The organism is Parabacteroides sp. FAFU027 (assembly GCF_022808675.1).
Lineage (GTDB): Bacteria > Bacteroidota > Bacteroidia > Bacteroidales > UBA7332 > CAXXIC01.
The window spans coordinates 102,222-123,034 of sequence record NZ_JAKZKV010000012.1 but is presented as its reverse complement, the minus strand read 5'-3'; the positions used below and the strand labels follow the sequence as shown (position 1 = coordinate 123,034).

Genomic DNA, 20,813 nt, shown 5'->3' with positions numbered 1-20,813 from the left:
ATGAATAGTGATAAAATAATAAAAGCCGCGATTTTGCGGCTTTTCGTTTATTTGAGTTTGATGATAACTTGTGGTTTTTGTAAGGATTCATTCCAGCGTTTTATCGCATTAAAGAATGCAGGAGCAGTTTTTACTCCGAAAGTTTCCTTTTGTGCATATACAGTCATTCTGTAGTTAATCTGATTGTTGGCATCCGTTTTAAGTAAGAATAGGTAGTTCACTTTATCCTTAGCGGTTTTTACAATATATTGAGAAGGAATATCTACCGCAAGTCCGACCGTCTGTTTTCCATATTTGATGGTATCGTTTACCGGGAAATCGGTCCCCCACATAGCTACCCAGTTTTTGTTGTCTGTTTTCATCGTGTCAACCGGCATTTTTTGTACTCCGGTACAGAAAATCAAATCTTTTGCATCTCCTTTCGTAATGGTATTGTACACTTCTGCGTCACGATGTCCTGCGTAAAGAATATAGCGGGATTTCAAATCTATTTTACGGTTTTGATATTCCCAGTCAGTAACATTCATCTCTACAACGGTGCGAACCGGGCCGGTTGCTAGCACAAGTGCCTGACGGTTGCTTACCGGAGTGATGTGGATCGCTCTGTTTCCGTCCCATCCTTTCAAGGTTCCAATCCCAACACTACCACCCACTTTAAGAATGTCATCTCCAAAGCCTTTGGCTAACTGAGCATCGGTTGGGTACCATTGAGATTCTTCAACTTCCAGTTGCTTTTTATATTTACCATATAAGTCGATGGTCTGTTTTTGGTCAAAATAGATGCGATAAGCCATTAGTTCAGACTCAAAAGCCGGTCCATGGTGGTGAAGTTTGTTGTACAAATCTCCGGTAGGAGAGGATGCTTCAGTAACTTTCGATATTGATTTATCATCGTTTTTCATTAGAAGTTCAGCATACACACGAGCCTTGTATCTGTTATCCGGAAGTTTTACCGATGATGTCTTTAGGATAAAAGTTTTGGTTTCACCCGGTTTGAGGTTGGTTACGAAAGCCAACTCGTCAATAGTTCCATTTCTGTCAAGGTCATCACATTGAGAGGGAACCTCTTTTTTACCATCCCAAACGGTAATTCCTTTGATTTTGGCATTGTTTATTTTCAGAGCTACAGGGAAATCTGTTTCAGCCGTTTTTCCATTGTTTTTGATGATAACAGTTTGAGTTGACTCTTTGGAAATGATGTTCTGTGCCAACATCCCAGTTGCAGCATAAGCGCTAAATGCTGCTGCGAAGGTGAATAATATTCTTTTTTTCATTGTCATTAGGGTAAATAAAATCGGGAATAAAACAGGCGCAAGGTAATGACATTTTGGCATTTGACCAACGTGACGTTACTCTTTTTACTGTTTTATTCCCGATCGGAAGATCATTGGATTTTTATCTCTCGTTTATTTGCTTTTGCTGTGAAAGAAACGTTTTTGCTTTGAATGTTTTTGCCCTGGATGCGGATATTCTTATTTTTCAAACCATCCACGGAGACAGATTCGGTCAATTCCGGGCAACAAAAATTCTCTACTGACATATTTTTGACATTCTTCAATCTCAGAGCCGGACCATTTGTCGGGATTATCTTTACATTTTTCAGAAGAATCTGGTCAGATTCACAGAGTTCAGCTCCGGTATCACAAAGGATAGAGCTGTTTTCTACCCTGATGTTTTTGATGTTCATTTCCGGCAAACCGTTGAAGTACATAGCACGACGGGCTCCGCGACACACAATGTCTTTAATGAAGATATCTTTGAAAACCGGAGTCTCTTCGGTTACAGGTGTTGCTGTATCGGTATCAACTTTATCTCCATCTTCCAAAGCTTCCATGGCTGATTTGCCACCGTAGAACAGGTCGAAAAGTAAAGCTTCAGTCGGAATATCTGTCATCGAAATATTTGAGACATAGATGTTTTCAACAATGCCACCCCGGCCTCTTGTGCTTTTGAAACGAAGTCCGACATCGGTACCCAGAAAGCTGCAATTTTTCACCTGGATATTCTTTACACCACCAGACATTTCGCTGCCGACTACGAAGCCTCCATGTCCGTGAAAAACTGTACATCCTTCGACGATTACATTCTGACAAGGTTTTCCGCGCTTTCTACCGTCAGCATCTTTTCCCGACTTGATGCAGATAGCATCATCTCCGACATCGAATGTAGAATTGATTATCAGTGTGTTGGTGCAAGACTCAAGGTCAAGTCCGTCTCCATTTTGTGAGTACCAGGGATTACGGACAGTCAAATCCTTAAGGATAACGTTTTCACACATCAAAGGGTGAAGGTTCCAACCGGGAGAGTTTTGAAAGGTAACTCCTTCAAGCAGGACGTTTTTGCACTCAATAAAGCTGAACAATACCGGACGTAAGAAATCTTTTACAGTTTTTAGGCCATCAATGGATTGATCCTGAGGTACATTGAAATTGCCTTCGGTGCCTAAGTAACCTTTGTATGAACTTTCAGATGGAAACCAGTAATCTTTCTTATCGTTCAGGATGCCACCTTTTTTGAGCAGCTCTTTCCATTGGGTATTGGTCATTTTTTCCTTCTTAACCGGACGCCAGTTGTTTCCGTTACCATCGATTGTACCGGAACCTGTAATGGCTACATTCGTCAGGTTGCGACCCATAATCGGAGATTCGCAACGATAAGTTTCCAGTCCCTCGAAGGAGGTTTTAATTAATTTGTAGTCATCAAAATTACTGCTGAAAAGAATCACAGCGCCTTCGGCCAAATGCAGATTGATATTGCTTTTGAAATAAATCGGACCGGTGTACCAGATACCGCAGGGAACATTTAGCGTTCCACCACCTTTGCTCGATAATGCATCAATGGCAGAGGCGAATGCTTGTGTATTCAGCGTTTGTCCATCCCCTTTTCCTCCAAACGCGGTGATATTGACTTTGTTATCTGCAAATACAGGTCGGTTTACCTTTGCCATTTGGAAAGGTAGATTCTGATAAACACTGTCAAATTCATAGTTTACAGCATTTTGACTCCGGGCAGTTGATAATAAACCACAGGTGCAAAGTGCAAGTCCTAAACAAATCTTTTTCATCATATAATAAGTAGAAGTCTTATTCATCAGGAAAATCCTGATAAGTGCTTTTCGATTAAATTACTGTTCAAATTTCCGGTAGCTTATTTGTCAAAACGGAACCAGTCCACATCCATGTACCCGCCGTCGTTGCTCCATTTTGGACGTGTTACATAGAGTCCGATTTTAGCACCGATCCAGCGACCTTCTTTGGCTTTAAAGGTTTTCCCGATAGCTGTGAATTTTTTGTTGTCCAAGCTGTAAGAATAGTTACAGACACCGCCTTTGACCATTTTTACACGCAGATAAACCGTTTTGTCTTTTAAAGCAACCGATTCGTTGACTTTTTCAGCTGTGCCTTTATCAGAGTTGATGCACTCATTTTGAGATAGTAAAAGTCCTTTTTCTGTATTTTCAACAAACAAAGTTCCGTAATCGAATCCCATTATATTCATTCCAAATCGTTCGCCGGTGAATTTATTGCTTGGAAAAATGGTAATTTTAGTCGTTACTGTAAATTCTTCAGCCGGGAGTTTTTGCAAAAGCTGATTCGGGATATTCCAAAGGTTTTTATAGCCATCCGGAACGGGCACAGAGAACATACGAAGCACCCCATCTTCTGTCGCGTTGTATGCCCATGTTGGCTTTGAGTTGGCATGCCATTGCCACTGTAATCCCAGGTCCCGGCTATCAAATTCGTCGCTTTCAGCAGGAGTCATAACCGGATAAGTTTTACCCACATTGGGCTTTTTAAAGGTGGCAACAGGATCGCCGCAACCATCTCCGTCTTTATCAACTCCGATTACCGGCCAGTCTTTCACCCATTTCATCGGTTGAAGATGCACTACACGGCCATAAGGCTGATGTTCCTGAAAATGGATAAACCAATCTTCTCCGGTTTGAGTTGTAACCCAACCGCCCTGGTGAGGCCCATTGATGTCTGATTTACCCTGTGCCATCACGATTTTGGATTCATAAGGCCCAAATGGTGATTTAGAGCGCATTGCCAATTGCCATCCGGTAGGAACACCTCCGGCCGGGCAAAGAATATAGTAGTATCCGTTTCTTTTGTAGAATTTGGGACCTTCGATGGTTTCATTACCGGTTGCATGTCCGTCAAAAATGATTTTAGATTCTGCTAATACTTTCTTGCCATCCGATGAAAGCGGAGCAACGGCCAGGATACTTTTCAGTCCTGCGCGGCTTCCTGCAAAGCCATGTACGAGGTATGCCTTTCCATCTTCATCCCAGAGCGGGCAAGAATCAATGAATCCTTTTCCGGGTTTAACAAGGGTAAGTGTATCCCATGGGCCAGCAGGATTCTTGGCTTTTGTCATGTAAATTCCATAATCAGGGTCTCCGTAGTAAATGTAGAAATCACCATTATGAAAGCGAATACTGGGAGCCCACACCCCATTTCCGTGTTGGGGCTTATCGAAAACCTCTTCCGGAGTCTGTTTTAATACAGCAGCACCAATAATTTTCCAATTGACCAGATCTTTTGAATGAAGGATTTGTAATCCGGGTGCACTGTTAAAGCTGGATGAGGTCATATAGTAGTCGTCTTCTACACGGATAACATCGGGGTCAGAGTAGTCTGAATAAAGGATTGGATTCTGGTAGTTGCCATTTCCCTTATCGCTTACCCATACTTTTGATACATAGTTTTGGGCATTGACCATCGCCCCGGCTCCGCTTAAAAAGGCTAATAAGAAAATACTGATTTTGGTATTTATCATTATGATACAGATTTAATTGAATTTCGATGGGAACAAAATTACAGCCCAATAAAGAGTTTGGTGTGTATTATTTGGTAATTTATAGTGGATAAATTGACAAGAGAATTTGGGGTCATTGTATGTGGATAAATTGGTCGGATATTTTAGCCTTTTCTTTGCATAATAAAGCACAAAAGCGGCATTGAGATGTCTGTTTGACTCAATGCCGCTTTTGCGCTCAGTGTTATATTGCCGGTATTTTAATCAATACCTTGATAAAATGCTTTTAGAGAACCAATGGGTAGTTTAGCAGTTAATTGCATAGGGATGCGTCGTGCATCTTTGCTGATCCAGACCTCCATCACCTCTTTTTCTAATTTGTTTTTCTTCATATGTTCAAATATGATCGATAATTTATAAGTCGGGAAAACTTCGTCCTGGGGGCTTTTCATATTATCTTCCCCGTTATAGGTCACTTTGATATTGTATGGCTTATTGCCGGATACGATGACCATAGGAATCGTCTGGTTTTTCTTCATAGAAAGAATATCCAGGGTGCGGATGTAAGCAAAAATGCTCATCATATCATAGACCGGATTTCCATTATGGGTAAGGGTGGTGTCGTCGCGTTGAACCCCTTTTCTGAATATTTTTGCCCGTGTTTTTGTTTTCCCGTTATTGTAATAATAGTAGAGCTCATCTTTCGCATAATAATCTCCTTCATGGGAAATCTTAGTATAAAACAGGGGCTTGAGTTCTGGTGTTGTCAGGCAGATCAAGGTATCTCTCACCCTCATGAAATTATCAAAAAAGGAGGTAGTCTGGGCAGCCATCCTCATGCGTAGGGCTTTGTTGGATTGGTAAGTGGTTTCCTGCGTGGAGAAAGTAGCCTGAGCCGCTTTTTTCCAAATCAGTCCCCATTGATAGTAGAGGTTGTAACGGATATTTTCGCCTTTTAAAAGAGCAGTGTTTTGAGCATTGCTTTCAGCGAAAAGGTTGGCTGAAAAAAATATCAGCAACACATAGAGCGAGTATTTGTATTGAAAACGTTTCATAAACATTTCTGTTTGAATACAAATATAGTACAACTCAAGGTGTTGCTGATGGATTTGACGAAAATTATAGCAAATTGTGATTTGCTGATAAAGCATTTCGGGAAAACTGTTTGTTGATAGCGGGTCAGCGTTATTTTTTCCAAAACAGACTGATAAATTTATAGGCAATCCGGAACCATTTAAAGTAAGGGATTGTCGAAATGGCCTGTTTGGTAATCATGGACAAGTAGCCTATCCATCGGAAGATGTCAAGATAGTCATCGACCTGTCTTTTTATCTGCTCTTCCTGCTTGCGCATTTTGCCGAGCAACTTCAGTTTTTCTATCCGAAGCTCTTCGAGGCTGGAGAGGGAGGCGTATCTTGCGTTTGGGGTATCCGGCTTATTCATTTTCAATATTATTTGTTTCCTCAAAAAATATTCTGCAGAGGAGTTTGACGAATGGATTTATGATCCACCTCCTACGGAAAATGTAGATCAGGATAAGTAAGAAAATATAGCTTCCGCTGACAATCAGAATTCCCGGCAAAAGGCTTCCGAAGATATCTTGCGACCACCAGATAAACCCGAGGGAAAGATAGAACAATGCTCCTCCTAAAAGCAGTATAGCAAGCAGAATCAACATAATCGAAGAGAATATGCCGGTTAGCTTTTCTACCGTATCCAGTTTGAACAGTGCGATCTGCGATCTCAGGTAGTTTTGGGTATCCTCGAAAAACGATTCGCTTTGTGTCTCTTTTTCGCTCATAATTATTCGCCTAATGATGGTTCGTCGGGCATAGCCGGTTCGGCTTCCTGTTTCCCTCTCGACCAGATTCTACCCATGAGTTCGTCGAGTTCGGTTTCTTTGAGCATAATGCCTTTTTCTTTAAGCCATGCGGCCACTTTGCTCCGGAGCTCTTCGCCTTTATCGGTGGTTAACAGCAATGTGACTCCGGTAGCCAATGCTGCTCCGGCCAGAAAGGCCAGAACGCCGCTTACATCTTTTCTCATATCGGTAAAAGTTTAACGGTTAGTGTCTCACAAATTTAAACATTATATTTAGCAATACTGTTTTGATTGAATGAAATAATTTTCATACATTTACAATAGAAACCATTTAAAACTCCAAGCTATGGCAGAACAAGACGATTTATTTATGTATGATGATGAGGAATCCATCAAATTTATCCGGAATTACATCCCTCAGGAGCTGAAGGAAAAGTTTACCGATGATGACCTGGCCTATATCGTGGATCTGATTTACGAATACTATGATGAAAGCGGAGTATTTGATGCTGAAGATGATCAGGAAATTGATATTGACGAAGATGCATTAGTGTCATTCGTGGTGAAACAGGCTAAAAAAGACAAGGTGGGAGCTTATACCGCTGATGAGGTTATGTTTATCGTAAGAGGAGAACTTGAATATTGCGAATCCATAGGAATGTTTGAGTAAAAATTTGTACTTTTGCGGCTTAAAAGTCAGATAGTCAAATTGTCTATGAAAAAGGACTTTTTGACTATTCTTTTTTTTGTCCGGACTGATCTGTCAGAGATCTGAAAGCAAAACGTACAACGTAATACTTATAACATAAATGGCTAAAGAGTTAAAAGAATTGACCCCGCGTAGCGTGAGCTACTCGCAGTGGTATCAGGATCTGGTAATTAAAGCCGATTTGGCTGAAAATTCAGCTGTTCGCGGCTGTATGGTGATCAAGCCTTACGGATATGCAATCTGGGAAAAGATGCAACGTTACCTGGATGACATGTTCAAAGAAACCGGTCACGTAAATGCCTATTTCCCCCTGTTTATCCCTAAATCCTTCCTTAGTAAAGAAGCTGACCACGTAGAAGGTTTTGCAAAAGAGTGTGCCGTAGTAACGCATTATCGTTTGAAAAACTCTCCGGACGGTTCAGGTGTGGTGGTTGACCCCGAAGCTAAACTGGAAGAAGAGTTAATCGTTCGTCCTACCTCTGAAACCATCATTTGGAATACCTATAAAAACTGGATTCAATCCTACCGCGACCTTCCTATTCTTTGTAACCAATGGGCCAATGTGGTTCGCTGGGAAATGCGTACCCGCTTGTTCCTTCGTACCGCTGAGTTCTTGTGGCAGGAAGGTCACACGGCACATGCCACTCAGGAGGAGGCAGTAGCAGAGGCTCGTCAGATGCTTGAAGTGTATGCTAAATTCGCTGAAGAGTTTATGGCTGTACCTGTGCACAAAGGTGTAAAATCGGAAAGTGAACGTTTTGCCGGAGCAGTTGATACCTACACTATAGAAGCGATGATGCAGGATGGTAAAGCGCTTCAGTCGGGAACGTCACACTTCCTGGGGCAGAACTTTGCAAAAGCGTTTGATGTAACTTTTGCCTCTAAAGAGGGTAAACTAGACTATGTTTGGGCTACTTCATGGGGTGTTTCCACCCGTTTGATGGGTGCGTTGATTATGACACACTCGGATGATAACGGATTGGTGTTGCCTCCGAAACTCGCTCCGTTCCAGGTGGTAATTGTTCCTATCTACCGCAGTCAGGAGCAATTGGCTCAGATTGACGAGAAAGTGGTAGGCATTGTCGCTAAACTGAAAGCATTGGGTGTCAGCGTGAAATATGATAACTCTGATAATAAGAAGCCGGGCTGGAAATTTGCAGAATACGAATTGAAAGGTGTTCCGGTTCGTCTGGCAATGGGTGGCCGTGATCTGGAAAACAATACCGTAGAGGTGGCTCGTCGCGATACGCTGACCAAAGAGACCGTAACCTGCGATAATATTGAAAACTATATCAAGGATCTTTTGGTTGAAATTCAAAAGAACATTTATCAGAAAGCTTATGACTTCCGTGAAAAGACTACTCAAAAGGTAGAGACTTACGCTGAATTCAAAGAGAAGATTGAAGAAGGCGGATTCATCCTTGCACACTGGGACGGTACTGCCGAAACAGAAGCTTTGATTAAAGAAGAGACTAAAGCAACGATTCGTTGTATTCCTCTCGAAGGAGATAAAACTCCGGGCGTTTGTATGGTTACAGGTAAACCATCAGTACAACGCGTATTGTTTGCAAGAGCTTATTAATGCATAAAAGCGCATGTAGAGGAATCTATGTGCGCTTTTCCATTTGCCAACTAACAGAAAAATATTCACACACTACTAAATCACTATCTATTTATGAAAACAAAAATCTTGGTAACCGGTGGTACCGGGTACATTGGATCACACACAGTCGTTGAACTGCAAAATGCAGGTTACGATGTGGTAATCGTAGATAATCTATCCAACTCAAGCGCTGACGTGGTTGATGGAATTGAGCGCATTACCGGTATTCGTCCGGCTTTCGAGAAACTGGATTGTAATGATTTCGAAGGCATGAAAGCCATGTTTGCAAAATACGAAGGTATCAAAGGTATTATCCACTTTGCTGCAAGCAAAGCGGTAGGGGAGTCGGTGCAGAAACCGTTGCTGTACTACAGAAATAACTTTGTGTCATTGCTCAATCTGTTGGAGTTGATGCCTCAGTTTGGTGTGGAAGGTATCGTATTCTCTTCATCTTGTACTGTTTACGGTCAGCCTGATATTCTTCCTGTAACTGAGAACGCACCAATCAAACCGGCAATGTCTCCTTACGGAAATACCAAACAGGTTTGCGAGGAAATCATCAAAGATACCATCTACTCAGGAGTTCCTTACAAAAGCATCATCCTTCGTTACTTCAATCCGATCGGAGCGCACCCTTCAGTAGAAATCGGAGAGCTGCCTAACGGTGTGCCTCAAAACCTCATTCCTTTCGTAACCCAGACTGCAATCGGTGTACGTGAGAAACTGAGCGTTTACGGTGATGACTACAATACACCTGACGGTTCTTGTATCCGCGACTATATTAATGTGGTTGACTTGTCAAAAGCTCACGTAATTGCTGTTGACCGCATGTTGCAGGGTAAAACCAAACAAGACGTGGAAATCTTCAACCTGGGAACAGGTCGCGGATTGTCAGTATTGGAAATCCTAAAAACATTTGAACAGGTTAGCGGTGTTAAGCTGAACTACCAGGTCGTAGGCCGTCGTGACGGAGATATCGAACAGGTATGGGCTAACCCGGACTGGGCAAACAACGAACTGGGCTGGACTGCAAAAGAAACAGTGGAGGACACTCTGCTTTCTGCGTGGAAATGGCAATTGAAGCTCCGCGAAAAAGGAATCATGTAATTTGCCCCATTTTCTGTTATATACAAAGCTCCCGTTCATCAACTGATGTGCGGGCGTTTTTCTTTTCAGGCAACTTTATTCATCTTCAAGATGTTATAATAGAGTCATAATTTATGATAAATAGAGTTTCTACTAAATCTTTACCATTATGAAAAAGTTAAACATTACATGTCTCTTGTTATTGATTTGTGGATTTGCATTTGCTCAAAACCCATTATCCAAGGGTAAAAGCCAGCTTAATTTGGGGGTAGGGTTGTCGGAATGGAGTGTGCCTTTTTATATAGGTTTTGATTATGGAGTCGATAGAGATATTACCCTGGGGGCCGAATTGAGTTATCGACATTATGATAGATGGCCTGATAATTATTACAATCCTAATATCATTGGGATTTCAGGTAATGGAAACTATCACTTTAACCGTATTCTGAATATTCCGAGAAAGTGGGACTTATATGCCGGATTGAATCTGGGATTTTACATCTGGTCTTACCCTCATTATCATTATGCGGATAGTCATAGCTCAGGAGTGGGATTAGGTGCTCAGGTTGGCGGTAGATATTTTGTTTCTCAAAAAGTAGCTCTTAATCTTGAGTTTGGAGGCGGTAATGAGTTTAGTGGAGGTAAATTCGGCGTGACAATCAAGTTGTAATATAGGTTTGTTTTTATTGGTGAAAAATGCAAGTGTCGTCTGCTGAAACGTGGCGACACTTTTTTTATACTCCCGGAATTGAACTACTACCAGATCAAGTACCGTCCTTCCGTAAGAGTGATTAGCCTATAGCTGACAGAGGGGGGTAACAGAGTTGAAAAGAGCCTAATTAGATTAAACCCAGACAACTATTGCTGATCGGATTTGTTTAATGGTTGTTCGAAATTGAACGCAAAACAATTAACTTTGAAGGCCTATGAAAGTTACAAAAGTATGGCTCGATGAGAGTCTGGATAGTTGTATCGTGTGTGGGATGTGCGAATCTATTGCCCCCGAAGTATTTGAGGTGTCCGATAAAATGCATGTCATTGAAGGTGTTGATTACAGTTTGCATTCGGATGAAATAAAAGAGGCAGTAGATAGCTGTCCGACAAATGTAATTGCAATTGAAGAAGAGTAGGTTGAGATTCTGTTTGTGATTTAAATATATCCGACTTACTCTTTGTTGCTCGGATAAATAATATAAAAACGGTTGCGGAATCTTTATCCGCAACCGTTTTTATATTAATACGTTGCTCCTTTATGGATTAAAGATGAGGCTGGTCAACAGGATGATCATCTTCTTTCCCAAAGATATTTTCGGAGTTCAATAACAGGTCGACATATTGGGCCCTGCTGTAAACGACTGAATTATTTCCCATGGAGCTGTTCGACAGCTTACCTCTAAACTCATCAATGCTGTTGTAATTCTTTTCGTCCATCCACTCCTCCAGTTCTTTTTTGATTTTGCTGATTTGTTGGATGCCGCTTTTGTACAATGCACTTACCACCTGAATGCTGGATGCTCCGGATAAGATGAGTTTGATCATATCGGCACCAGAGAAAACTCCATGACTACAGCAAAGGTCGGCCTGGATATTATTGTACAGCAATCCTGCGAATCTTAAAGATTGTCGGTAATCACCCGTGTGGCTGAAATTAAATCTCTTGATATGCTTTTCGTTATGTATGTCAATATCAGGCTGAAAAAATGAATTGAAAAGGACAAAAGCATTTGCTCCGGCTTCGTCAAGTTTTCTGATAAAGTTTAATGCATTCGTGTAGTCCGGACTGAGTTTTACGCTCACGGGAATAGATATGTTTTGTTTGATTTTAGTAACGACCTCTATTTGTCCTTTTTCAATGTCATGGGCACTCTGGTCAAAATTACATGGTGTTTGATAGAAATCGAGTTCGATACCATCCACTCCGGTTTGAGCAATCAATTTAGCATATTCCACCCACGTAGCGGTATTTACGGCATTCAGGCTTGCAATGACAGGAATGGTTACTGCTTCTTTTGCTTTTCTCAGCATGAGCAGGTGCTCTTCCGCCCCGGCATGTTCTGCAAACGGATGAATAGTCAGCATTTCGGCATGAATGTCGTTGAATTCTGTCAGTTTCTCGTCCAGATCAAGACTTTCCAGTTGAATCTGTTCTTCAAACAGTGATTTGAAAACGATTGCTGCAGCACCTTGTTCTTCCGCTAATTTCAAATTGTCCGTTTGTAAAGACAAATTTGACGCACCTACGATTATGGGATTATTTACTTTGATCCCCATGAAATGTGTTTCCAGATTTTTCATACAAGTACGTTTAAGAAGTCCGGTAGTATAACTCATTTAAAATCATACCAATTAAACGGTTTTAGATATTCAATTGTTTTTGTGTTTTTTGTCATGCCGGATTATTTTATCACCGGATGTGACGGACGGATAGGTTTGCCGGAATCGCAGAATGATTATTAAGGGCTATTCGTAAGCAAACAAACGATACTGATCAAAACCGCTTGCAAGGTGTTTGTATGTTGTGAGAGGCTATTTATTCTTAGGCTATTGGTTTTATTGTTCAATTATGTATTTTTGCGAAAACTAATATATGTAGCGATATGAAATCTCTTTTTATACAGTATCCTAAATGCGGCACTTGCCAGAAAGCATCCAAATGGCTTAGAGCAAATCAGATTGACTTCGAACAAAGAGATATCACTGTTGAAAATCCGACCCGGGAAGAGTTGTCAACCTGGATTGATCAAAGCGGACTGCCCATTCAAAAATTCTTTAATACAAGTGGAGTGCTATACAAAGAGCTTAATCTGAAGGATAAAGTGAAAACGGCTTCGAAAGATGAACTACTTGATCTTTTGGCGTCTAATGGCAAGCTAGTTAAGCGTCCGGTGATGGTCAGGGACGATAAGGTTATTATCGGATTTAAGGAAGAGGATTGGAAAGCTTTCTTTGAATAATTCAAGCTCGGGGATATTCCCAAAGGCTGAATCTAACAGGTTTTAAAAACCTGTTAGGTTTATTATCAGCATCTTAAATGCGGGGTGATTAGTGTATCTAAAAGATCATCCTACAGTAAAAATCCGCGTCACAGCTGCATATTTTACTTCATGCGGCATTCCGTCGGCTCCAACATCTCCATAATTAAGAGTTACTGCGACCAGTAACGAATCGTTGTCACTCAGTTTACCTCCTGCTTTATCGGCCAGACATAATGTTATTTTCTGATCGGGAATAACACCTTTTGCCGGAATCCACTCTGATACAAAAGAGGTATTTAGTCCATGGCAAGATTCATTGAGAGGTACAGCTTTTTCACGTTGAGGGTCATACTTCATATCAGAAATTATCGTAAACTGCACTTTGTACTGCATCCAGCTCTTTCCGGAAAAATTATAGAGGTGATTTTCCCCGTCAGTCTCCGGTATATAGATTTGTGCGGTGACCTGCTCCCGATTCAGTTTTACTTCCGGGAGCTTTTTAACCACATTATTAAAATTATTCATCTTCCCAAAATCAAATCCGTCCAGCATTGTTCTGTTTTTTGATAAACAAATTCCCCGTTGCCCCCGATCATTCTGATCGTCTTTTTTGAGAATTTGCATCATTAACCCATTTAGCCGTCCGGAGCTATTGTAGTCCGAACTATTCGATGTGATTTGAAGGTGATAGCGGATTTCACTTCCCATTGAGCTACAGGTGGAAAATTCGGTGTTATTTTCCCGGATGCGGACGCAGCTCTCTGACTTTTTGATCATATTTTTGGTGGGACCACCTTTCCTTCGCACTATAATGTCGTCAACTCCACGCATTTTGTAGAGAGATAAATCCTCCAGTTTCCCGGTGATATTTAATATTCCTTTTAGTTTTGCCATGACCGATTATTTCTTTTTTGTAGTTATCTTCTTTCCCTGATTTCCCGTTCGGTAGTTCTTGACCAAAGGTATAGTAAAGGGTATGTAATTCATATTACAATATTACAAATAATAACGATCAAAGAGACATAAAACAGAGATAATACACATATATTGCTGTAATATCCCTGTTATATCTCTGTTTTATGTCTGTAATATCCCTGTTATATATAACCTTATCATACCCTCAGGGACTGATGTAGGTACCCTGTAAGAGGTCCTTATGCATAATCTGATAGATGTGCGAATAAAAACATCAGCCATCTAATCTCAAAAATAGCCGAAAACAACCTCTAGAGAACAAATTTTATCCCCAGACAAAACTTTTTTCCAATAACCCTTGTTTTAATTACGAAATATTCGTAATATTGCGATGTATTCGTAAATAGCTAACAGTCATGGAAAAACTAACACAACAGGAAGAAGAAGCAATGTTGATCATTTGGCAGGTGAAAGGTGGATTTATCAAGGATTTTCTTGAAAAATACGGAGATCCCCAACCTCCATATACCACATTAGCCTCAATTGTGAAGAATCTGGAACGGAAAGGTTACCTTTCGGCAAAACGGTACGGGAATACCTATGAATACACACCGATTATAGATGAGGAGGACTACAAAAAGACCTTCATGTCGGGTGTGGTGAGGAATTATTTTGCTGATTCCTACAAAGAACTGGTTTCTTTCTTTGCCCGCGAAAAGAAAATATCGAAGGAAGAACTTGAGGATATTATCCGTCTGATTGAAAAAGGGAAAGAGTAGAAGAGGCCTTTCCTCCTGCTCCCTCTCTGAAAGAGAGGGGAAAAGATAGCATGAATTACACTTGGTTTTAACTTTAATCTGACAACTTCATGACACCTTTATTCATCTATTACCTGAAAGCCACAATAGCCCTGACGCTCTTTTACGCCTTCTACAGGCTGATGTTTGACCGGGATACTTTTTTCGGTTGGAAGAGAGCGTTGCTGATAGGATGCATTGTGCTATCCATCGTCTATCCGTTCATTGATATTACCTCATGGCTCAATCATAACGAACCGGTCAAAGCGGCAGTTACCTATTATGTCAATACATTGCCGGCCTTTGTGGTAACTGCACCGCAGCAAAATAGCTGGTGGCACATTCCGGATCTGGCAACTGCCGTTTGGTTGGTCTATCTGGCCGGGGTGATCATTGCCTTGATCAGATTGCTAATACAGCTGTGTAGCATTCTCAATCTTCGGAGAAAAGGAACTGTTACTTCTATCCAGGGGATTCGGATAATAAGCTTACCGGAAAAGATAGCGCCATTCTCTTTCTTTAAATGGATATTTATTAATCCCAATCAGCATACTCCACACGAACTCAACGAGATTCTGGCACATGAGCAGGCCCACGTACGGGAAAGGCATTCGCTCGATGTCTTGTTTAGCCAATTGGCTAGTATCGCTTTTTGGTTCAATCCATTCGTATGGCTGATACAGCATGCCATACGGCAAAACCTGGAGTATCTGGCCGATCATCGCGTCATTCACTCCGGTTACGACAGCAAAGGGTACCAGTACCATTTGCTCCGACTCACACATCACACGGCTGCAGCAAACTTAGGTAATAATTTCAATGTTTCTGAACTTAAAAAACGCATTATTATGATGAACAAACAAAAGAGTACGTCACTCTCTTTGACGAAGTATATATTAGTGATTCCGTTAGTGGCTGTATTGGTAGTAACCAATCACGCGGAGGCTTTGGCGAAAAAGGTGGAAAAACTGGCTCCGGTCAACAACGTGATTCAGGCTTTAACCGAGCAGAGTGAGCTAAAAGACCGACCAGAACCTCTGGTTGCTCCTAAGCAAAAGCAAACGCAGGAAGTGATTCTGGCTTCAGTTGAAAAAGAAGCTCAAAAAACTGAATCAGAAAAGAAGAATATTGCAAATGATAATTCGGATGACGAGCCATTTGTAGTTGTTGAGCAAATGCCACAATATCCTGGTGGACAGGAAGCTATGTTTAAATTTCTGGCTCAGAATCTGAGATATCCGGTCAAGGCGCAACAGAATGGTGTTCAGGGAATGGTTATTCTCAGTTTTATCGTCACCAAAACCGGAGAAATCAACACTATTAAAATTGTACGGGGTGTTGATCCTGAATTGGATAATGAAGCTATGCGCGTGGTAAAAACAATGCCGATCTGGATTCCCGGAAAACAAAAGGGTGAAAATGTAAATGTGAAGTACACATTGCCGATCCGGTTTAATTTAACCGGAGACTCTAAAGGAAATGGTAAAGTAAGTTTGAAGATTGAGGATAATCAGCTCACTATTTCCGACAATTCAGGCTCTCTTAGTCTTCAGTTAAAGGATAAAAATTCAATGCCATTATTTATCTATGATGATGAAGTAGTAACATCAGACTTCATCGAGCAATTGAGTGCAAATTCAATAAATACAATGCAGGCTATACCACTTCCAAAAGCTATAAAACTATATGGCAAAAAGGGAGAGAATGGCGTTATAATACTTACCCCCAAAGAAGGGACTTCCAGAGCATTTAGTAAAAATGCAATGGTAATAATAGATGGAAAGGAGAGCTCTATGGAAATATTAAAAGGATTGAATCCTGATAAAATAATAAGTACGACTGTTTTGAAAGGGCAAAAGGCAATTGAATCATACGGCAATAAGGGATCAAATGGTGTCGTAATCGTTGAGCTTAAGAAAGAGTAGATCATCATCAAATTACCAATGCTGCCTCAAATCGGGGCAGCTCTTTTTTTATACGAACGAACAGATGATCATTGATTCGAAAAATAAAGATGTTTGATAATTAGTAACCTCTGATATTCCTGAATTGCTAATTATCAAACAACTAACAAGGATTTATTCCTCCTTGTTTTAAAGAGACTTATCTATACGCCACCTTCAGCACATCATCAAAATAATCGACAAAGTGAGGCGTAATGCCCTCTTTAAGATAATCGGGTAGCTCTTCGAAGTCTTTGCGATTATCAGCAGGGAATATCAGTTCAAAGACCTTTACACGTCGCGCCGCAATAGTTTTCTCGCGCAGGCCTCCAATCGGAAGAACCTTTCCGGTTAGGGAAAGTTCGCCGGTCATGGCTAGTCCTTTGCGGATCGGTTTCCCTTTAGCCAGTGAATAGAGAGCCAGGGCCATAGTGATTCCGGCAGACGGTCCATCCTTGGGAGTGGCACCGGCGGGCACGTGCAAATGGACAAAGTGCGTTTCAAAAAAGTCATTTTCAGGCTTTTCCTTCTCCATTAAAGAGCGGACATACGAATAGGCAATTTCGGAAGACTCCTGCATCACACTGCCCAACTGTCCGGTCAGTTTCAGGCCGGGTCCTTTCGAACGGATGCCTGATGCCTCAATATAGAGAGTAGCCCCACCCATCGCAGTCCAGGCAAGCCCCAGGGTAACGCCCGGGATCTGTTTTTGGTAGAGCTCTTCGGTAGAGAAGACAGGCTGACCCAGGTATTCGGTCAGGTTCTTATTGTTTACATTCACCTTCTCAATATTTTCCTCTGCAATCTTGAGCGTGGCCTTGCGCATGATTTTCTTGATCTGGTTTTCCAGCGAACGAACTCCGGCTTCACGGGCATATCCATCCACTATGGCAGTCAATGCAGAGTCGGTAATGGAAACTTCTGTTGCTTTAAGTCCGTGATCCTTGCGTTGTTTTGGCACCAGATAACGTTTCGCAATTTCCACTTTTTCCTCCAATACATAGCCGGAGAGCTTGATGATCTCCATCCGGTCAAGCAACGGGCTTGGGATGGTATCAAGCTGATTGGCGGTTGTTACGAATAATATGTTGGACAAATCAAAGCGCACATCGAGATAGTGATCAAGAAAATCCCGGTTTTGCTCCGGGTCGAGTACCTCGAGCAATGCCGATGCCGGATCGCCCTGATAGCTGGCTCCTATCTTGTCTATCTCGTCAATCATTATCACCGGATTGGCCACTTCGGTACGTTTGAGGCTTTGGATCAGTTTGCCCGGCATAGCACCGATATAAGTGCGTCGGTGACCTTTGATCTCAGCTTCGTCACGCATTCCCCCTACAGAGAAGCGAAAGAATTTGCGCCCCAGTGCATCAGCAATGGATTTTCCGATAGAGGTCTTTCCCACTCCAGGAGGGCCAACCAGACAGATGATGGAACCGGAAACTTTTCTCCGTTTGGCGATGGTACTGATAAATTCCAGAATGCGCCCTTTTACATCATCCAGCCCGTAATGCTGTTCGTCCAGTATTTTGCGGGCTTTTGCCAGATCGTAATTATCTTCGGAATAAATACCCCAGGGAAGATCGGTCAGCCAGTTGAGATATGAACGGGAAACCTGATATTCGGGCGAACCGGTTTCGAGAGTTTTGAGCTTTTCCAGCTCCTCTCTCACCACATCGGCAGCCTCTTTGGTCAGGGTCAGTTTTTTTAGTTTCTTCTGGATGGCTTCGATTTCGGAATCTTTATCTTCCTTCTCCAGTCCAAGTTCCTGTTTGATTACCTTGAGCTGTTCGCGCAGGAAAAACTCCCGCTGCTGCTTCGTAATCTTCTTCTCGATTTGCTTCTGGATATCTTTTTGCAGGCGGTTTCGTTCCACCTCCTCCTTTAGTAGAAGCAGCAGCTTCTCACTGCGCTGAAATAGATCCGAAGCATCGAGTACTTCTTGCAGGCGATGACCATCAGCAGTCAGGAAAGAGGCTACAAGGTCCATCAGCAGTCCCGGCTTGTCAATCCCCACTTGCGAAATGGCGAGCTTCATCTGCTCCTGAAACATCGGATTCAGTTTGATGAGATCTTTCACCGAATTGATGATGGCAAGGGTATAAGCCTTTAGCTCTTCGGTCAGCTCTGTCTTTTCCTCATAATCGTAGGTTACCTGCCAGTGAGGCAGATCGTATCTCATCGTCTCTTTGACAAAGTGGAAACGGGTCAGGGCCTGGGCAAAGAAGTTAATGCTATCCTCCTGTTTATCGATCACCTTGATGATCTTTACAAGTACCCCTGTATGATAGAGTCTGGAGCTCCAAAAGTCTTCCTGGTTTTGTTCCGAGATAAAGGAAACCCCAAGGAATCCGTTGTTTTTTTCTATTGTGTTTTCTACATAATCAATCGCTTTCCGGCCACCATACACTAAGGGCAATGCCAGTCCGGGGAAAATAGGACGGCTCTCCAATGGCAAAACAGCGATGTTGTCAGGGTAAATCTCCGAAACCAGTACCAGTCCGGGGATTTTGTCTTTATCATTTACAGCCATAACTATATGATTTGAAAATAAAACGTATGTAATTTGCCCAAATCACTTCAAATTGCATTCCTTTCCACTAAAAGTGGACTTTTTGGCAGGTATACTGACAATTTTACTCTTTAGGCCTAACGCTTTTATAACGCAACAAAGACTCTTTTGGATTAAATATCTCTACTTTTACTATAACAAGGAGTCACTTTGAAAGTCTCGGAGATCCGGAGGTGTTTCTCTTCTATTCAGCCTTTAATTTCAACAAATATAAAAAGTCAGACAGTCGTTCGGTGTTTTGCTGCTGCCTGCGTTGACGCTAAAAAATACAGAGACAAAAAAACTCCCGCAGAAATTTGTCCTGCGGGAGTTTTTAGATGTTATTTGATCAGATAAATGCCGTCTTCTTCGATGCGAATCAACTTCTGTTTGTAAAGAGCTCCGATGGCTTTTTTGAAAAGTTTCTTGCTCATACCCAGCTCCCGGTAGATTTGTTCCGGTTCACTTTTGTCTGATAGTGGAAGAAAGCCTTCTGCATCATTGAGCACTTCCAGTATTTTCTGCGCGTTAGGCTCTACGGCTTCATAACCGGGTTTCTCGAGGGATACATCCAATTGAAAATCTTCTCTGACCGTTTTGATGTAAGCCGTGCGTTTTTCCCCCTGGGATATATGGGTAAATATCTCGTTATGGTAAATCAGGCCTTTGTATTTATTATTGATAATTACTCTGACGCCGGGTTCGGCCACATCCCAAACCAGAATATCGACTTCTTCACCCTCTTTTAGTTTGTGGTTTGTATTGTCAAAGAATTTGTTGATTTTGCTTGAAGCAACCAGTCGGTCGGTGTTTTCGTCCAGATACATGTAAACGGTATAGAAGCGTCCGGCTTCCATCTTGCGCATTTGTTCGCGGAAAGGCACAAACAGGTCGCGCTCCATGCCCCAATCCAGAAAAGCCCCGATTTGTGTAACTTCTTTTGCTTGTAAATATCCAAACTGATTCAGTTGGATGAGAGGAGTTTCAGTAGAGGCTACCAGGCGGTCGTCGCTGTCACGATAGATAAATACATCTATATCATCACCCACGGAGATTGATTTACCGCGGACATATTTATTGGGTAGTAAGACTTCATTGCCTTCGGAATCGGCAAGATAGACTCCGTAATCCGATTCGCGGTTCACCTTTAACGTATTGAAAATACCAATTTGAATCATTATATGTACGTTTGAATAATAAGACGACAAAGGTAGCGATAATAATCGTCAATTGTTTTGAGCAAAAAAACTCAAATGCCGAAAGTCTGATAAGTAAAGTGATTTGAATAAAAGCGGATGAGAGGAGATGAACAAAAAAGAAAAGTCGCGTTGTGTGATGAAGAAACTCCGGTGACAGGTTTTGAGTGCTCGCCAACTTTGTAATCCACCGTCCGAAGGAACCCCGAAGGGTTGTGGCCCGCCATTGTCGGCTGAAGCAATGTCTCGGAATAAAGTAAAATGTTGAGTTTACCAATCAAATCCAACGCGACTAATTCCTTTTCTAAAGCAAATATACAACGCAATTTGACAAAAACCTAATTTTCGGTTCAAGATTTTTTGGCTTTAACACTCGGAATTTAGCACTGGGCCGGACTTGCGGTGGGTAAAGGGCTGGGAAGCAGGGAATGAGGGATTGAAGGATTGAGGGAGTGA

Annotated in this window: 19 protein-coding genes; 8 read left to right on the top strand and 11 right to left on the bottom strand. The window is 41.8% G+C overall.

Going from position 1 to position 20,813, the window contains the following annotated elements; genetic code table 11:
• Window positions 1-47: 47 nt before the first annotated feature.
• The 7 genes from MLE17_RS15915 to MLE17_RS15885 form a co-directional block, all read right to left on the bottom strand.
• Window positions 48-1,274: a DUF4861 domain-containing protein gene (locus MLE17_RS15915; protein WP_243349713.1), complete on the bottom strand. Its 1,227-nt coding sequence runs from the start codon at window positions 1,272-1,274 to the stop codon at window positions 48-50.
• Between the two features lie 110 nt (window positions 1,275-1,384).
• Entirely contained in the window at window positions 1,385-3,064 is a 1,680-nt protein-coding gene (locus MLE17_RS15910; protein WP_243349725.1) for a glycoside hydrolase family 28 protein, read from the bottom strand.
• An 83-nt stretch (window positions 3,065-3,147) separates the two neighbouring features.
• Window positions 3,148-4,725, bottom strand: coding sequence for a glycoside hydrolase 43 family protein (locus MLE17_RS15905; protein ID WP_243349724.1), 1,578 nt, complete (start codon window positions 4,723-4,725; stop codon window positions 3,148-3,150).
• A gap of 296 nt (window positions 4,726-5,021) precedes the next feature.
• On the bottom strand, window positions 5,022-5,816 hold the full coding sequence (locus MLE17_RS15900; RefSeq protein ID WP_243349712.1) for a DUF3108 domain-containing protein: 795 nt from the start codon (window positions 5,814-5,816) through the stop codon (window positions 5,022-5,024).
• A gap of 130 nt (window positions 5,817-5,946) precedes the next feature.
• Window positions 5,947-6,204, bottom strand: coding sequence for a hypothetical protein (locus MLE17_RS15895; RefSeq protein ID WP_243349711.1), 258 nt, complete (start codon window positions 6,202-6,204; stop codon window positions 5,947-5,949).
• The gene (locus MLE17_RS15890; protein ID WP_243349710.1) at window positions 6,197-6,562 is read right to left on the bottom strand and encodes a phage holin family protein; all 366 of its coding nucleotides are present in this window, start codon (window positions 6,560-6,562) and stop codon (window positions 6,197-6,199) included. Before MLE17_RS15890 ends, MLE17_RS15895 begins: the two co-directional genes overlap by 8 nt.
• 2 nt (window positions 6,563-6,564) lie before the next feature.
• Window positions 6,565-6,807: a YtxH domain-containing protein gene (locus MLE17_RS15885; protein WP_243349709.1), complete on the bottom strand. Its 243-nt coding sequence runs from the start codon at window positions 6,805-6,807 to the stop codon at window positions 6,565-6,567.
• Window positions 6,808-6,928: 121 nt separating this feature from the next.
• Between MLE17_RS15885 and MLE17_RS15880 the strand changes: the two genes are divergently transcribed.
• The 5 genes from MLE17_RS15880 (at window position 6,929) to MLE17_RS15860 (ending at window position 11,110) form a co-directional block, all read left to right on the top strand.
• Window positions 6,929-7,252, top strand: coding sequence for a hypothetical protein (locus MLE17_RS15880; RefSeq protein WP_243349708.1), 324 nt, complete (start codon window positions 6,929-6,931; stop codon window positions 7,250-7,252).
• A 139-nt stretch (window positions 7,253-7,391) separates the two neighbouring features.
• A complete protein-coding gene (proS, locus tag MLE17_RS15875; RefSeq protein WP_243349707.1) occupies window positions 7,392-8,873 on the top strand; it encodes a proline--tRNA ligase in 1,482 nt (493 codons plus the stop codon).
• Between the two features lie 93 nt (window positions 8,874-8,966).
• Complete coding sequence (gene galE, locus MLE17_RS15870) at window positions 8,967-10,001, top strand: UDP-glucose 4-epimerase GalE (RefSeq protein WP_243349706.1); 1,035 nt, start codon at window positions 8,967-8,969, stop codon at window positions 9,999-10,001.
• 148 nt (window positions 10,002-10,149) lie between these two features.
• Window positions 10,150-10,650, top strand: coding sequence for an outer membrane beta-barrel protein (locus MLE17_RS15865; RefSeq protein WP_243349705.1), 501 nt, complete (start codon window positions 10,150-10,152; stop codon window positions 10,648-10,650).
• A gap of 256 nt (window positions 10,651-10,906) precedes the next feature.
• Window positions 10,907-11,110, top strand: coding sequence for a ferredoxin (locus MLE17_RS15860; protein ID WP_243349704.1), 204 nt, complete (start codon window positions 10,907-10,909; stop codon window positions 11,108-11,110).
• A gap of 127 nt (window positions 11,111-11,237) precedes the next feature.
• On the opposite strand, the gene MLE17_RS15855 is transcribed toward MLE17_RS15860, so the two are convergent.
• Entirely contained in the window at window positions 11,238-12,275 is a 1,038-nt protein-coding gene (locus tag MLE17_RS15855; protein WP_243349703.1) for a dihydroorotate dehydrogenase-like protein, read from the bottom strand.
• 302 nt (window positions 12,276-12,577) lie between these two features.
• Between MLE17_RS15855 and MLE17_RS15850 the strand changes: the two genes are divergently transcribed.
• Window positions 12,578-12,934 (top strand): arsenate reductase family protein, encoded by a 357-nt coding sequence (locus MLE17_RS15850; RefSeq protein ID WP_243349702.1) that lies wholly within the window; start codon window positions 12,578-12,580, stop codon window positions 12,932-12,934.
• A 105-nt stretch (window positions 12,935-13,039) separates the two neighbouring features.
• Here MLE17_RS15850 and MLE17_RS15845 read toward each other — a convergent pair whose 3' ends face one another.
• The gene (locus MLE17_RS15845; RefSeq protein ID WP_243349701.1) at window positions 13,040-13,849 is read right to left on the bottom strand and encodes a hypothetical protein; all 810 of its coding nucleotides are present in this window, start codon (window positions 13,847-13,849) and stop codon (window positions 13,040-13,042) included.
• A gap of 437 nt (window positions 13,850-14,286) precedes the next feature.
• Between MLE17_RS15845 and MLE17_RS15840 the strand changes: the two genes are divergently transcribed.
• Together MLE17_RS15840 and MLE17_RS15835 are read left to right on the top strand one after the other, a co-directional pair.
• Entirely contained in the window at window positions 14,287-14,649 is a 363-nt protein-coding gene (locus tag MLE17_RS15840; RefSeq protein ID WP_243349700.1) for a BlaI/MecI/CopY family transcriptional regulator, read from the top strand.
• Between the two features lie 89 nt (window positions 14,650-14,738).
• Window positions 14,739-16,592, top strand: coding sequence for a M56 family metallopeptidase (locus MLE17_RS15835; protein ID WP_243349699.1), 1,854 nt, complete (start codon window positions 14,739-14,741; stop codon window positions 16,590-16,592).
• Between the two features lie 178 nt (window positions 16,593-16,770).
• Here the strand turns inward: MLE17_RS15835 and lon are convergent, their stop codons facing one another.
• Both lon and MLE17_RS15825 read right to left on the bottom strand, forming a co-directional pair.
• The gene (gene lon / locus MLE17_RS15830) at window positions 16,771-19,143 is read right to left on the bottom strand and encodes an endopeptidase La (RefSeq protein WP_243349698.1); all 2,373 of its coding nucleotides are present in this window, start codon (window positions 19,141-19,143) and stop codon (window positions 16,771-16,773) included.
• 359 nt (window positions 19,144-19,502) lie between these two features.
• Window positions 19,503-20,339: a S1 RNA-binding domain-containing protein gene (locus MLE17_RS15825; protein WP_243349697.1), complete on the bottom strand. Its 837-nt coding sequence runs from the start codon at window positions 20,337-20,339 to the stop codon at window positions 19,503-19,505.
• Window positions 20,340-20,813: the final 474 nt, after the last annotated feature.

What these genes read in the sequence shown, in the direction of transcription:
- MLE17_RS15915 (WP_243349713.1), bottom strand. Translation starts at nt 1,274, where the DNA reads ATGAAAAAAAGAATATTATTCACCTTCGCAGCAGCATTTAGCGCTTAT.
- MLE17_RS15910 (WP_243349725.1), bottom strand. Translation starts at nt 3,064, where the DNA reads ATGAAAAAGATTTGTTTAGGACTTGCACTTTGCACCTGTGGTTTATTA.
- MLE17_RS15905 (WP_243349724.1), bottom strand. Translation starts at nt 4,725, where the DNA reads ATGGTCAATGCCCAAAACTATGTATCAAAAGTATGGGTAAGCGATAAG.
- MLE17_RS15900 (WP_243349712.1), bottom strand. Translation starts at nt 5,816, where the DNA reads ATGAAACGTTTTCAATACAAATACTCGCTCTATGTGTTGCTGATATTT.
- MLE17_RS15895 (WP_243349711.1), bottom strand. Translation starts at nt 6,204, where the DNA reads ATGAATAAGCCGGATACCCCAAACGCAAGATACGCCTCCCTCTCCAGC.
- MLE17_RS15890 (WP_243349710.1), bottom strand. Translation starts at nt 6,562, where the DNA reads ATGAGCGAAAAAGAGACACAAAGCGAATCGTTTTTCGAGGATACCCAA.
- MLE17_RS15885 (WP_243349709.1), bottom strand. Translation starts at nt 6,807, where the DNA reads ATGAGAAAAGATGTAAGCGGCGTTCTGGCCTTTCTGGCCGGAGCAGCA.
- MLE17_RS15880 (WP_243349708.1), top strand. Translation starts at nt 6,929, where the DNA reads ATGGCAGAACAAGACGATTTATTTATGTATGATGATGAGGAATCCATC.
- proS (WP_243349707.1), top strand. Translation starts at nt 7,392, where the DNA reads ATGGCTAAAGAGTTAAAAGAATTGACCCCGCGTAGCGTGAGCTACTCG.
- galE (WP_243349706.1), top strand. Translation starts at nt 8,967, where the DNA reads ATGAAAACAAAAATCTTGGTAACCGGTGGTACCGGGTACATTGGATCA.
- MLE17_RS15865 (WP_243349705.1), top strand. Translation starts at nt 10,150, where the DNA reads ATGAAAAAGTTAAACATTACATGTCTCTTGTTATTGATTTGTGGATTT.
- MLE17_RS15860 (WP_243349704.1), top strand. Translation starts at nt 10,907, where the DNA reads ATGAAAGTTACAAAAGTATGGCTCGATGAGAGTCTGGATAGTTGTATC.
- MLE17_RS15855 (WP_243349703.1), bottom strand. Translation starts at nt 12,275, where the DNA reads ATGAAAAATCTGGAAACACATTTCATGGGGATCAAAGTAAATAATCCC.
- MLE17_RS15850 (WP_243349702.1), top strand. Translation starts at nt 12,578, where the DNA reads ATGAAATCTCTTTTTATACAGTATCCTAAATGCGGCACTTGCCAGAAA.
- MLE17_RS15845 (WP_243349701.1), bottom strand. Translation starts at nt 13,849, where the DNA reads ATGGCAAAACTAAAAGGAATATTAAATATCACCGGGAAACTGGAGGAT.
- MLE17_RS15840 (WP_243349700.1), top strand. Translation starts at nt 14,287, where the DNA reads ATGGAAAAACTAACACAACAGGAAGAAGAAGCAATGTTGATCATTTGG.
- MLE17_RS15835 (WP_243349699.1), top strand. Translation starts at nt 14,739, where the DNA reads ATGACACCTTTATTCATCTATTACCTGAAAGCCACAATAGCCCTGACG.
- lon (WP_243349698.1), bottom strand. Translation starts at nt 19,143, where the DNA reads ATGGCTGTAAATGATAAAGACAAAATCCCCGGACTGGTACTGGTTTCG.
- MLE17_RS15825 (WP_243349697.1), bottom strand. Translation starts at nt 20,339, where the DNA reads ATGATTCAAATTGGTATTTTCAATACGTTAAAGGTGAACCGCGAATCG.